Source organism: Mycolicibacterium aurum, assembly GCF_900637195.1.
GTDB lineage: Bacteria > Actinomycetota > Actinomycetes > Mycobacteriales > Mycobacteriaceae > Mycobacterium > Mycobacterium aurum.
In genome coordinates this window covers 3,552,973-3,565,380 of the sequence record NZ_LR134356.1, presented here as the reverse complement: position 1 = coordinate 3,565,380, position 12,408 = coordinate 3,552,973, and the positions used below count along the sequence as shown (strand labels likewise).

The window sequence follows — 12,408 nt, the reverse complement described above, 5'->3', positions numbered from 1 at the left end:
GGCCCTGCCCGGCGTGAAACAATCTCCTCCCGTGAAGACCTTCGATGCGTTGTTCGCCGAACTGGGCGAGCGGGCGCGCACCCGCCCGGCCGGTAGTGGCACCGTCGCCGCACTCGACGGCGGGGTGCACGGCATCGGCAAGAAGATCCTCGAAGAAGCCGGCGAGGTGTGGCTGGCCGCCGAACACGAGAGCGACGACGCGCTCGCCGAGGAGATCAGCCAGCTCCTCTACTGGACCCAGGTGCTGATGCTCTCGCGCGGGCTGTCCCTCGACGACGTGTACAAGAAGCTCTGATGTCCGCTCCTCGCGCAAGCGACCCATCCGCGACGTCGGGCGCGCAGACACCGATGCTCCGGGTGGCCGTCCCCAACAAGGGCGCGCTCAGCGAATCCGCCGCCGAGATCCTCTCCGAGGCGGGATACCGCCGACGGCGCGACTCCAAGGACCTCACGGTCGTCGACCCGTCGAACAACGTCGAGTTCTTCTTCCTCCGGCCCAAGGACATCGCGATCTACGTCGGCTCCGGCGAACTGGACCTCGGCATCACCGGTCGCGATCTGGCCCAGGAGTCCGATGCGCCCGTCGCCGAACGCCTGGCGCTGGGTTTCGGCTCCTCCACCTTCCGCTACGCCGCCCCGGCAGGCCGCGACTGGACGGTGTCCGACCTCGCAGGCCGGCGCATCGCCACCGCGTACCCGAACCTGGTGCGGAAAGACCTGTCGCACAGGGGTATCGACGCAACAGTCATCCGGCTCGACGGAGCGGTGGAGATCTCGGTCCAGTTGGGGCTGGCTGACGTGATCGCCGACATCGTGGGCACCGGCCGCACGCTCGGCCTGCACGGGCTGGTCGCATTCGGTGACGCGCTGTGCGACTCCGAGGCCGTACTCATCGAGCGCGTCGACGCCGACCCCGCCACCGCAGCCGCCCGCGACCAACTCGCGGGCCGCGTGCAGGGTGTCGTGTTCGGTCAGCAGTACCTGATGCTCGACTATGACTGTCCCCGAACGGTGCTCGACCGGGCAACCGAGGTGACCCCGGGACTGGAATCACCCACCATCGCGCCGTTGGCCGACCCGGCGTGGGTGGCGGTGCGTGCCCTGGTGCCGCGCCGCGACGTCAACTCCATCATGGACGAGCTCGCGGCCATCGGGGCGAAGGCGATCCTGGCCTCCGACATCAGGTTCTGCCGCTTCTGATCGACACCTCTCGAGCCAGGGCCACGCGTGTTAGCGTCCGGGTGTCCATCCACCCCCTGGAGGTCCGATGACTCAGGTTCTCGTTCTGGTGCTGGCCCTGATGATCGGTGTCATCGCCGGCTTGCGCGCGATGACCGCCCCGGCCGTGGTGGCGTGGGGTGCGATGCTCGGTTGGATCGACGTGACGGACAAATGGTCGGAGTGGATGGCCCACCCGATCACCGTCACCGTGCTGACCATTCTGCTGATCGGTGAGCTGATCACCGATCAGCTACCGAAGACTCCGAGCCGTAAGGTGCCGCCGCAGTTCATCGCCCGGCTGGTCACCGGCGGATTCGCCGGTGCCGTCATCGGCAGCGCGTTCTTCCACACCTTCTCCGCCACCGGGGCCGGCGTCGTCGGTGCTGTTCTGGGGACGATGGCCGGCGCCGAACTACGCAGCCGGCTGGCGTCGTCGAACAACGGCAACGACCGCCCCGGCGCCTTCATCGAGGACGTCATCGCCGTCGGGGGCGGCTTCCTGGTCGCGTTCCTCGTCAGCCTGGTCTAGGCCGCCACCATGTCTGTGTCCGACTCCACCGCAGAGCATTTCGACGCGATCATCATCGGCGCCGGGCAGGCCGGCCCGCCGCTGGCCGGCCGGCTCACCGCCGCCGGGCAGACAGTCGCCGTGATCGAACGCAAACTGGTCGGCGGCACCTGCGTGAACTATGGCTGTATCCCCACCAAGACCCTTGTCGCGAGCGCACATGCCGCACATCTGGCCCGGCGCAGCGCCGACTTCGGGGTGAAGACCGGCGACGTGGAGATCGACATGGCGGCGGTCAAGGCGCGCAAGGACCGCATCAGCGGCGGCGACCGGGAGGGTGTGGAGTCCTGGATCGAGGGGATGAAGGGCGCCACGCTGATTCGCGGCCATGCCCGGTTCGAGAGTCCGCACACGATCCGGGTCGGTGATCGGCTTCTCGAAGCCGACCGCATCTTTCTCAACGTCGGCGGCCGCGCCGTCGCCCCGGATATGCCCGGGCTGGCCGATGTCGACTATCTGACGAACGTCGGGATCCTGGATCTCGACGTAGTGCCCGAGCATCTGGTGATCATCGGCGGGAGTTACATCGCGCTCGAGTTCGCGCAGATGTACCGCCGCTTCGGCGCCGAGGTGACCGTCATCGAGAAAGGCCCACGCCTCACCGGCCGCGAGGACGAGGACGTGTCCGCCGCGATCAAGGACATCCTCGAAGCCGAGGGGATCACCGTCGTCGTCGGCGCCGACGCGATCAGTTTCACCAACAGCGGCAGTGGATCTGGCGGCTTCGCCGTCACGCCGCGAGCCGGCGCGGAGCCGATCACCGGCAGCCATCTGCTGGTCGCGGTGGGGCGGCAGCCGAACACCGACGACCTCGGCCTCGATGTCGCCGGGGTCGAGATCGACAAGCGGGGGTACGTCGTCGTCGACGATCAGCTCCGCACCAGCGTCGAGCACATCTGGGCGATGGGCGACTGCAACGGGCGCGGAGCGTTCACCCACACCTCGTACAACGACTTCGAGATCGTCGCCGCCAACCTGCTCGACGACGACCCACGCCGGGTCAGCGATCGCATCACCACCTACGCGCTCTACATCGACCCGCCGCTCGGCCGAGCCGGGATGACGGCTGACGAGGTCCGCAAATCGGGTCGAAAAGCGTTGGTGGGCAAGCGTCCCATGACCCGCGTGGGCCGCGCGGTGGAGAAGGGCGAGACCCAGGGCTTCATGAAGGTCGTCGTCGATGCCGAGACGAAGGAGATCCTCGGTGCCGCGATCCTCGGCGTCGGCGGTGACGAGGTCGTGCACCTGATCCTCGACGTCATGACCGCGAAGCTGCCCTACACCGCGATCTCCCGGACGATGCACATTCATCCGACTGTCAGCGAACTCGTGCCGACGCTGTTGCAGGACCTCACGCCGCTGACATAGCGAGCACCCCTTGACTGTGGCGTGAGTCACAGTAATATGACCACTGGTCACATCAAGCCTTGGAGGCGCGATGCCGACGGTGACATGGTCTCGTCTCGGTGCGGATCGCCGAGCAGCGGTGATATCCGCTGCGGAAGCGGAGTTCGCTGCGCACGGGTTCTCCGCCGGCAGCCTCAACGTCATCGCCCGGCGCGCAGGTGTCGCCAAAGGCAGTCTGTTCCAATACTTCGCGGACAAACGAGACCTGTATGCGTTCATCACCGATGTGGGCAGCCAGCGGGTGCGGTCCTACATGGAGGACCAGATCACCAGGCTGGATCCCATCCGGCCGTTCTTCGAGTTCCTCACAGACCTGCTCGACGTGTGGGTGGGCTATTTCGCCGAGCACCCCCGCGACAGGGCGCTACATGCGGCGGCCAGCTTCGAGGTCGACACCGACGCACGGGTCAGCGTGCGCGCCGTGGTGCACCGTCATTATCTGCAGGTGCTGCGGCCGTTGGTGCGCGATGCGCAGGCCCGAGGCGACCTCCGTCCGGACGGCGACGCCGACGCGTTGCTGTCACTGCTGCTCATGCTCCTTCCGCATCTGGCGCTGGCGCCCTATGTACGCGGAATGGACCCCGTGCTCGGGCTCGACGAACTCTCGCCCGACCAACCGGCGCTCGTCGTGCGCCGGTACGTCGCCGTGCTGGCGGCAGCGTTCGGCCCGGTCACCGCGGACCGGAAATCCAACGAAGGAGTGAACACATGACCAGGGCACGTTCGGACTCGCTCGCCGCAGGCGGGCTCAACTGGAATAGTCTGCCGCTCAAGCTCTTTGCCGGCGGTAACGCGAAATTCTGGGATCCCGCCGACATCGACTTCTCACGGGACCGTGCCGACTGGGACGCCTTGACGGAGTTGGAGCGCGACTGGGCCACCCGGCTGTGTGCGGAGTTCATCGCCGGCGAAGAGGCTGTCACGCAGGACATTCAGCCGTTCATGGCGGCGATGCGCGCCGAGGGGCGGCTCGGTGACGAAATGTATCTGACCCAGTTCGCGTTCGAGGAGGCCAAGCACACCCAGGTGTTCCGGATGTGGCTGGACGCCGTCGGGATCACCGGCGACCTGCAGGGGTATGTCGACGAGCTTCCGGCGTATCGGCAGATGTTCTACGAGGAGCTCCCGGCGTCGCTCGACGCGCTGTGCAGCGACCCGTCACCGGCGGCTCAGGTGCGGGCGTCGGTGACGTACAACCACGTCATCGAGGGCATGATGGCGCTCACGGGATACTATGCGTGGCACCGGATTTGCGTCGATCGCGGGATACTCCCGGGAATGCAGGAGCTGGTGCGCAGGATCGGTGACGACGAGCGGCGCCACATGGCGTGGGGCACCTTCACGTGCCGACGGCATGTCGCCGCCGACGATGCCAACTGGTCGGTGTTCGAGGCCAGGATGAACGAGCTGATCCCGCTGGCATTGCGCAACACCGAGGACGCCTTCGCGCTGTACGACGAGGTCCCGTTCGGTCTGGCGATGGATGAATTCCAGCAGTACGCCGCCGACAAAGGCATGCGCCGCTTCGGGACCATCAGCAGCGCGCGGGGCCGTCCGCTGGGTGAGATCGACGTCGATTATTCCCCCCTGCACCTGGAGGACACCTTCGCCGACGAAGACCGCGCGGCTCTGGCCGCCTCGGCGTAACGGAGGCGAGGGTTCAGCCTCGGGCGGCGCGGATCAGCCGCAGCTGACCGATCTCGGACGCGTTCTTGGTCAGCTCGACCGTCACCCAGAGCGCGGTGTCGACCATCGTGCGGCCCTCTGCGGCGCCCCACGGGAACGTGGCGGGTTTCGTCAGATCGTCGGCGGTCATGTCCGCCAGGACGTTCCGCCACTGCACGGCCAGTTCCCGCAGCCGGGCCACCGCCGCGGGCCCCGAACCGGCCCAGGGCACCTCGGAGGGGCCGCGGGCCGGACGTCCGGCCACCCCGTCGAGTGCCGCGCTCCACCAGAAGTCGATGTGCCAGCTCAACCACGCGATCGTCGGAACCGGGACCGGGTCGGGTTCGGCATCGGCGAAGTCGGCGTGCCACCGGCCGCCGTCGTGACGAACCGTCCAACACAGCGTGGCCGGTTCCCAGAAGACGTCCTCCTCGCCGAGCGCATCGAGGTGCAATTCCGTCAGCGCCCAGGCCAGTTCGAACTGCCGTCGCATCGCGTCGATCATCGGCGGCGCTGCACCAGCAACGTCTGCGCCACGGTGCCGATGAACCCGTCGCGGTCGAAGATCTCGCCGGTGGTCACGCCGATGCCGTCCGGGCCGATCGATCCGCGGGCCCGCAGCGCGAAGTCGTTACCCGCAGGCAGCCGATGGAGATGTACCGCGGTGTCGGTGTTCATGAACAGGAACTGTTGTGGATCCAGTGCAGCGCCGATCCCGTTGGCCGAGTCGACGACCATCGTCAGCCGCTGCAACGGCGTCGTCGGCTCCGCATCGACCAGTGGCACCAGCGGGGACAGCCAGGCTTCGGCGGCGGCGCCCTCGGCGGTGCGCTGCCTGCGCCAGCTGACCGTCTCCAGATAGCCCGGCGCCCCTTCCCAGGCATGGGCCACTGCCGTCGGTTCGCCCTCGACCATCGGGGGATACCGATCGGTCGCGGCATCGGCGGTGTCGCTGGGTGCGAGCAGCCAGGCGCTCACCCGCGCGACCGCCCGGAGACTGCCGTCAGGGCGGTGCGCGAGCATCTCGGCGGCCATCATCGAGATCCGGGTGCCCGGACGCTCCACCCACGCCCGGACCCGCACCGTGGCAACGGGAATGGCGCCGAGGATGTCCAAAGTCAGGCGACCGACCCGCAGCCCGCTGCCTGCCGACAGGTCCTCGATGGCCTTGGTCAACAGGGACAGCGGCGGCGAGCCGTGCTGGATCTGCGGATCCCAGTTGCTGCGGGTGCCGTCGGTCGACTCGAAGACGGAATACTCGCCGTCGTCAGCGAGCCGGCGAAAGAGGCAGTCGATCACGCCGCGGGCTCCGCCTGCAGCACCGCGTCGGGATCACCCTCGTCGAGCACCTCCGGCCAGCCCGGGTAGGGCGGGGGAGTGCCACCGAAGGTGGGGCAGTGCGCGTGGTGGGCGCACCAGTCACACATGCGGGACGGTTTGGGGCGGAAATCTCCTGTGGCACCTGCGGATTGGATGGCGCGCCACATCGCCATCAGCGTCTTCTCGAACCGTTCCAGCTCACCGAGATCGGGGCTGTAGTCGAGTACCTGACGGTCGGCGAGGTACACCAGCCGCAGCCGGGTGGGCAGCACACCGCGTGAGCGCAGCAGCGCAACGGCATAGAACTTCATCTGGAACATGGCCTTGAACTCGGCCAGCGCCCGGGCTTCCGGCGGGGCCTTGCCCGTCTTGTAGTCGACCACCCGCACTTCACCGGTGGGTGCGACATCGATGCGGTCGACGAAACCACGCAGCAGGGTGCCGTCGGCGAGTTCCACCTCGACGCGCTGCTCGCAGCTCTGCGGGTCGAACCGGGTGGGATCCTCAAGCCGGTAGTACCCCGACAGCAGGGTACGGGCCTGCTCGAGCAGCTCGGCCCGCAGTGCCGGGTCGATGTCATCGGCCAGCGAGGGCCGCTCGGCGAGCATGTGTTCCCAGGCCGGCGCGACGAGCGCGTGCGCGGCCTCGGGCACGCGGTCCGCGGCGGGCAGGGCGTAGAGCTGTTCGAGCGCGGCATGCACGACCGATCCCCGAACCTGCGCGGTCGACGAGGGCTCGGGCAGCCGGTCGATGGCCCGGAAGCGGTACAGCAGCGGGCACTGCTTGAAGTCGCTGGCGCGCGACGGCGACAACGCGGGGCGCCTCGCCGGCGGACCCGGCGGGTCCGGCTCGTCTCGCTGCGTCGGCTCACCCATGAAAAACACCCTAGGACGGTGGTCGGACATATCCCGGCAACCCGGGCGGGAGACGCAGCGCGTCTACTGGCAGGCTGTGGCACTGTGCGCAGAACCGGTCCGTTTGCCGTGGGTGACCGCGTGCAGCTCACCGACGCCAAGGGCAGGCGTTACACCATGCTGCTCAAGCCCGGCGGCGAGTTCCACACCCATCGCGGCATCATCTCCCTCGACGCGGTGATCGGGCTGCCCGAAGGCAGCGTGGTGAAGTCGACCAACGGCGACTCGTTCCTCGTGCTGCGGCCCCTGCTGGTCGACTACGTGATGTCGATGCCGCGCGGCGCCCAGGTCGTCTATCCCAAGGACGCGGCGCAGATCGTGCACGAGGGTGACATCTTCCCCGGGGCGCGGGTGCTGGAGGCCGGTGCCGGCTCCGGCGCGCTGACCTGCTCGCTGCTGCGGGCGGTCGGTCCGGAGGGCCGGGTGTCGTCCTACGAGGTGCGCGAGGATCACGCCGAACACGCTCAGCGCAACGTCGCCACGTTCTTCGGGGAGCAGCCGCCGAACTGGGACCTGGTGATCTCCGACGTGGTCGACTACGACGGGCCCGAGGTGGACCGCGTCGTGCTGGACATGCTGTCGCCGTGGGACGTGCTCGGCGCGGTCGGCGCAGCGCTGGTTCCGGGCGGGGTGCTGATGATCTACGTCGCGACCGTCACCCAATTGTCGAAGACCGTCGAGGCGCTCCGCGAACAGCAGTGCTGGACCGAGCCGCGGGCGTGGGAGAGCATGCAGCGCGGCTGGCACGTCGTCGGGCTCGCGGTGCGCCCCGAGCACACGATGCGCGGCCACACCGCGTTCCTGATCAGTGCGCGCAAACTGGCTCCCGGCGCGGTGGCGCCGGTCCCGTTGCGCAAGAAGAACCGAACCGGCTAATCGTCGTCGGTGCTCTTGTGGATGCCGCGGCGCGCCGAGAGTAATTCGAACTCGGGCCGGGCGGCGACCAGTCGCTCGGCGGCGTCGAGCACCTCGATCAGGTGCGCGCGGTCACCCGCGACCAGGGCGACGCCGACACCGGCGCGGCGGAGCAGATCCGCAGAACCTGTCTCGGCGGCCGAGACGGCGAACCGGCGTGCCAACTCCGCGATCACCGGACGGATGGCCGATCGCTTCTGCTTCAGTGACCGCACGTCGCCGAGCAGGATGTCGAATTCCAGCCAGCCGATCCACATGGTTCAGCGCGGCGGGGTCGACGGTGTGGGAGCGCCCGGCTCGGGACCGAGTTGCAACAGCTGGTCGGCGGTCTGGCGGGTGAGCTGCCACGAGCCGGCGGTCTGGGCGAACTCCATGGGGTAGGTGAACTCACCGCCCGGCTTCGCCGTCCTGACCACGACGGTGGCCAGGACATTGCCGGGAGCAGACTGCGACCACGCGAGGTCGCGCGCCTCGAACGTCAGGGGCAGCGAGCCGTTGTCCCGAAGCGCGGTCGCGAAGCGGTCGAGCCCGGCGGCCTCCGCGGGAGTGCCACGCTCGATCAGCGTGATTTTTTCGTTTCCCGGCACGGCGGGGTCCGACAGCCGGGCCATCACGTCGACGAGCGCGGTGGACGGTGGCAGCGGCGGGCCTCCCGGGGAGTCCGGGATCGGATCGGGCAGCCCCGTGGACGACGATGTCGCGGCGGCGGGCGCCGACGCGACGGTGGGATCGTCGGACTGGCCGGGCTGACCGCACGCACCCAGCCCGAGCGCCGCCACGAGGGTGGCGGCGCTACGGGTCAGGACAGTGCGACGCGCCAGCGTCACGGTTTGTTCAGAATCGCCGAGGCGGTCAGCCGACCGCGCTGAGAAGGGCCATGGCCGACTGCTTCGAGATCTGCCAGCCGGTCGGGCTCGGGCCCGCGATGAACACCACATTCTGTGATGCCGCGGCGCCGTTCGAGGCCGTCGCGGTGACACTCGCCGTCGCCACCGGACCGTTCTGATCGATGTTGGAGACCGCGAAGTTGAGCGGGAAGTAGCCCTTCGCGGCAGCGTTGGCGTAGCTGTTGTCGGCGACCCGTGCCTCGATGCGACCGAGGCCGCCCTCGATGTAGGAGGCCTTGCCACCTGCGAACGAGCCGGGTCCGGACAGCGCACTCAACGTCGACACCAGCGGGCCCTGGAGATCGGGCGCCGGCGCGGCGGGCAGCGGGGCATCGAGCACGGCAGGAGAGGCTCCCGCCACGCCGGCACCGACTGCAATCGAGGTCACACCCGCGGCCGCAGCGCCGACCAGTGCAGCTGCAGCTGCTCCAGTGGTCAGGCTGGTAACGAGGGATTTCAGGGTCACGGCTGTCCTTCCGTTCGGCCGAACTGATCTACAGAGGCTAACAGTGTTGCTGGTGTGTCGAATTCCTACAGCGCACACAAAGACTGAATCGCCGGTAGCGTTGAAGTTGTTACCGCACCAACATTCGGTGTGGGGAAGGAGCTCAGTATGAGTGAGTCCGAGCGTCCCGAAGCCAGCGAAGGCACTGAAGCCTTCGGGACATCCCCCGAGAGCCAACTGTCCGGCGAAGATGCGGCAGAACTGGAAAGCCTGCGCCGAGAGGCGGCACTTCTGCGCGAGCAGCTGGAGAACACGGTAGGCCCTCAGAGCGGTCTGCGCAGTGCTCGTGACATTCACCAGCTCGAGGCGCGCATCGACTCGCTGGCCGCCAGGAACGCCAAGCTGATGGACACCCTCAAAGAAGCGCGTCAGCAGTTGCTGGCATTGCGCGAAGAGGTCGATCGACTGGGTCAGCCGCCCAGTGGCTACGGCGTCCTGCTCTCCGTGCAGGACGACGAGACCGTCGACGTGTTCACCTCGGGCCGCAAGATGCGGCTGACCTGCTCGCCCAACATCGACACCAAGGAGATGAAGAAGGGCCAGACGGTGCGCCTCAACGAGGCGTTGACCGTCGTCGAGGTCGGCCACTTCGAATCCGTGGGAGAGATCAGCACGCTGCGCGAGATTCTGTCCGACGGACACCGCGCCCTCGTCGTCGGTCACGCCGACGAAGAGCGCATCGTGTGGCTGGCCGAGCCGCTGGTCGCCGCCGAACATCTGCCCGATCACTACGACGACGACGTGCTCGGCGACGACCGCCCGCGCAAGTTGCGCCCCGGCGACTCGCTGCTGGTCGACACGAAGGCCGGCTATGCGTTCGAGCGGATCCCCAAGGCCGAGGTCGAGGATCTGGTCCTGGAAGAGGTTCCCGACGTCAGTTACGAGGACATCGGCGGCCTGACCCGACAGATCGAGCAGATCCGCGACGCGGTGGAGCTGCCGTTCCTGCACAAAGACCTGTACCGCGAGTACGCACTGCGCCCGCCCAAGGGTGTGTTGCTCTACGGCCCCCCCGGGTGCGGCAAGACGCTCATCGCCAAGGCGGTCGCCAACTCGCTGGCCAAGAAGATGGCCGAGCTGCGCGGCGAGGACTCCCGTGAGGCCAAGTCCTACTTCCTCAACATCAAGGGCCCCGAGCTGCTCAACAAGTTCGTCGGTGAGACCGAGCGGCACATCCGGCTGATCTTCCAGCGCGCGCGCGAGAAGGCGTCCGAGGGCACCCCGGTGATCGTGTTCTTCGACGAGATGGATTCCATCTTCCGCACCCGTGGTACCGGTGTCTCCTCCGACGTGGAGACCACGGTGGTCCCGCAGCTGCTCTCGGAGATCGACGGTGTGGAAGGTCTGGAGAACGTCATCGTCATCGGCGCCTCCAACCGTGAGGACATGATCGACCCGGCGATCCTGCGGCCCGGCCGCCTGGACGTCAAGATCAAGATCGAGCGGCCCGACGCCGAATCGGCCCAGGACATCTTCAGCAAGTACCTGACCGAAGCGTTGCCGATCAACGAGGACGATCTCTCCGAGTTCAGTGGCGACCGCAGTCTCACCATCAAGGCGATGATCGAGAAGGTCGTCGACCGGATGTACGCCGAGATCGACGACAACCGGTTCCTGGAGGTCACCTACGCCAACGGTGACAAGGAAGTCATGTACTTCAAGGACTTCAACTCCGGGGCGATGATCCAGAACGTCGTCGACCGTGCCAAGAAGAACGCGATCAAGGCCGTGCTCGAATCCGGGCAGAAGGGTCTGCGGATCCAGCACCTGCTGGATTCGATCGTCGACGAGTTCGCCGAGAACGAGGACCTGCCCAACACCACCAATCCCGACGACTGGGCCCGGATCTCGGGGAAGAAGGGCGAGCGGATCGTCTACATCCGCACGCTGGTCACCGGCAAGAGCTCGAGCGCCAGCAGGGCCATCGACACCGAGTCGAACCTGGGTCAGTACCTGTAGCGGAACCGCGACGTTCACCTCGTGTTCGTCCTGACGTAACGCGCCGGGCGTACTTTTCGTGCACCCCGGTCAGTTCGTCAGGGAGAGCGGAATGAAAGAACGCCGTAGGAAGCACGACGCCACGGCCATCGTCGGCGCCGCATGTCTACTCGTCGCTGGAGCTATCGGCGCCGCCGGACCGGCAGCCGCCGACAACTGGGAGATGCCCAACGTGGAGGGCGAGGTCCTGCAGAGCGCATGGGATGCGGTGGTTGCCGCCACCGACGGCGCTCTGGTGCCGGAAACGTCCACCGCGGAGGGGCCGCCCTTCGAGCAGATCAACCTGACCAACTGGGAGGTCTGCGCGCAGTCGCCGTCGGCGGGCGAAGAGGTGTCGGCGGGCACGCCCCCTCAGCTCGAGGTGGCACGGCCCGGCGGCTGCTGAGCGCCGTCTCTCAGTCCACCAGCGAGTAGCTGTTGGCCAGATCGTCTTGTAGCACACTGGCTTTGCGCGTCGACGTGTCCACGCGCAGGGTGTCATCCAGCGTGCGGGTCTGATATCTCCAGCCCTCGGGCAGGGTGAGCCGGGCGGCCAGCCCCGCGAGGTCGTCGAGTGTCAGCGACGGGTCGACGGTCTGGCTGTAGGTCTGCATGACCCAGTGCTGTCCTTGCCCGTCCACCAACTCGAAGACAGGGGATCCGGCGTCGTAGACGAAGACTGCCCTGCGGTCGACCTCGTTGACCGAGTACGGCGCCGGGTTCATCGACGACAGGGCGACGGTGGCTTGCCGCAACATCTCCAGCCCGCCGAAGGTCTGGCGCTCCTGCTCGGTGCCGCCCGGCTTCTCGATATGGCTCATCAGCCAGTAGCGGGGACCGTTGAGGAGGGCGGCCACGGCCTGATGCTCGGCGGCGATGCTTGGCGCATCGAGCCTCGACCACAGGTCGGCGGGGCAGTCGTTGAGCGGATAGGTGTTGTAGACGGTCGCCTGCGGTCCCGACTCGGTCGCGTGCACGAGCAGGACCTCGCCGTAGCGTTGGCCGAACACGGTGTTCACCTCGTGAATC

The 12,408-nt window shown here is 67.6% G+C and carries 16 protein-coding genes; 9 read left to right on the top strand and 7 right to left on the bottom strand.

The features are described 5' to 3' along the window. Positions 1 to 13: 13 nt before the first annotated feature. From EL337_RS16680 to EL337_RS16655, 6 genes are all read left to right on the top strand, one after another. Positions 14 to 295, top strand: a complete 282-nt coding sequence (locus tag EL337_RS16680) for a phosphoribosyl-ATP diphosphatase (protein ID WP_048631684.1) — start codon at positions 14 to 16, stop codon at positions 293 to 295. Positions 296 to 348: 53 nt separating this feature from the next. Then, a complete protein-coding gene (hisG, locus tag EL337_RS16675; protein WP_048631683.1) occupies positions 349 to 1,200 on the top strand; it encodes an ATP phosphoribosyltransferase in 852 nt (283 codons plus the stop codon). Between the two features lie 67 nt (positions 1,201 to 1,267). Next, positions 1,268 to 1,750 carry a DUF4126 family protein gene (locus EL337_RS16670; protein ID WP_048631682.1) on the top strand — a complete coding sequence of 161 codons (483 nt, stop codon included), beginning with the start codon at positions 1,268 to 1,270 and terminating at the stop codon, positions 1,748 to 1,750. 9 nt (positions 1,751 to 1,759) lie between these two features. Continuing rightward, complete coding sequence (locus EL337_RS16665; protein ID WP_048631681.1) at positions 1,760 to 3,157, top strand: FAD-containing oxidoreductase; 1,398 nt, start codon at positions 1,760 to 1,762, stop codon at positions 3,155 to 3,157. Positions 3,158 to 3,227: 70 nt separating this feature from the next. Then, complete coding sequence (locus EL337_RS16660; protein ID WP_048631680.1) at positions 3,228 to 3,908, top strand: TetR/AcrR family transcriptional regulator; 681 nt, start codon at positions 3,228 to 3,230, stop codon at positions 3,906 to 3,908. Next, a complete protein-coding gene (locus EL337_RS16655; RefSeq protein ID WP_048631679.1) occupies positions 3,905 to 4,843 on the top strand; it encodes a R2-like ligand-binding oxidase in 939 nt (312 codons plus the stop codon). Before EL337_RS16660 ends, EL337_RS16655 begins: the two co-directional genes overlap by 4 nt. A 13-nt stretch (positions 4,844 to 4,856) precedes the next feature. Here the strand turns inward: EL337_RS16655 and EL337_RS16650 are convergent, their stop codons facing one another. The 3 genes from EL337_RS16650 to EL337_RS16640 are packed head-to-tail and all read right to left on the bottom strand — an operon-like array spanning position 4,857 to position 7,056. Next, positions 4,857 to 5,366 carry a DinB family protein gene (locus EL337_RS16650; protein WP_048631678.1) on the bottom strand — a complete coding sequence of 170 codons (510 nt, stop codon included), beginning with the start codon at positions 5,364 to 5,366 and terminating at the stop codon, positions 4,857 to 4,859. Next, the gene (locus EL337_RS16645; protein WP_048631677.1) at positions 5,363 to 6,160 is read right to left on the bottom strand and encodes a thioesterase family protein; all 798 of its coding nucleotides are present in this window, start codon (positions 6,158 to 6,160) and stop codon (positions 5,363 to 5,365) included. The genes EL337_RS16650 and EL337_RS16645 overlap by 4 nt, the downstream gene beginning before the upstream one ends. Further along, a complete protein-coding gene (locus EL337_RS16640) occupies positions 6,157 to 7,056 on the bottom strand; it encodes a RecB family exonuclease (protein ID WP_048631676.1) in 900 nt (299 codons plus the stop codon). The genes EL337_RS16645 and EL337_RS16640 overlap by 4 nt, the downstream gene beginning before the upstream one ends. A gap of 84 nt (positions 7,057 to 7,140) precedes the next feature. Here EL337_RS16640 and EL337_RS16635 point away from each other — a divergent pair, with 84 nt between their 5' ends. Continuing rightward, on the top strand, positions 7,141 to 7,971 hold the full coding sequence (locus tag EL337_RS16635; RefSeq protein ID WP_109519825.1) for a tRNA (adenine-N1)-methyltransferase: 831 nt from the start codon (positions 7,141 to 7,143) through the stop codon (positions 7,969 to 7,971). Here the strand turns inward: EL337_RS16635 and EL337_RS16630 are convergent. The 3 genes from EL337_RS16630 to EL337_RS16620 are packed head-to-tail and all read right to left on the bottom strand — an operon-like array spanning position 7,968 to position 9,363. Then, the gene (locus tag EL337_RS16630) at positions 7,968 to 8,267 is read right to left on the bottom strand and encodes a DUF503 domain-containing protein (RefSeq protein ID WP_048631674.1); all 300 of its coding nucleotides are present in this window, start codon (positions 8,265 to 8,267) and stop codon (positions 7,968 to 7,970) included. The two genes, EL337_RS16635 and EL337_RS16630, sit on opposite strands and share 4 nt — an antisense overlap. Positions 8,268 to 8,270: 3 nt before the next feature. After that, complete coding sequence (locus tag EL337_RS16625) at positions 8,271 to 8,831, bottom strand: lipoprotein LppK (RefSeq protein WP_275992551.1); 561 nt, start codon at positions 8,829 to 8,831, stop codon at positions 8,271 to 8,273. Positions 8,832 to 8,862: 31 nt separating this feature from the next. After that, positions 8,863 to 9,363 (bottom strand): MTB12 family secreted protein, encoded by a 501-nt coding sequence (locus tag EL337_RS16620; RefSeq protein WP_048631673.1) that lies wholly within the window; start codon positions 9,361 to 9,363, stop codon positions 8,863 to 8,865. A 147-nt stretch (positions 9,364 to 9,510) separates the two neighbouring features. Between EL337_RS16620 and arc the strand changes: the two genes are divergently transcribed. Both arc and EL337_RS16610 read left to right on the top strand, forming a co-directional pair. Beyond that, positions 9,511 to 11,361 carry a proteasome ATPase gene (arc, locus tag EL337_RS16615; protein WP_048631672.1) on the top strand — a complete coding sequence of 617 codons (1,851 nt, stop codon included), beginning with the start codon at positions 9,511 to 9,513 and terminating at the stop codon, positions 11,359 to 11,361. A 91-nt stretch (positions 11,362 to 11,452) separates the two neighbouring features. Then, the gene (locus EL337_RS16610; protein WP_048631671.1) at positions 11,453 to 11,785 is read left to right on the top strand and encodes a hypothetical protein; all 333 of its coding nucleotides are present in this window, start codon (positions 11,453 to 11,455) and stop codon (positions 11,783 to 11,785) included. 10 nt (positions 11,786 to 11,795) lie between these two features. Here EL337_RS16610 and EL337_RS16605 read toward each other — a convergent pair whose 3' ends face one another. Then, positions 11,796 to 12,398, bottom strand: coding sequence for a hypothetical protein (locus tag EL337_RS16605; RefSeq protein ID WP_048631670.1), 603 nt, complete (start codon positions 12,396 to 12,398; stop codon positions 11,796 to 11,798). Positions 12,399 to 12,408: the final 10 nt, after the last annotated feature.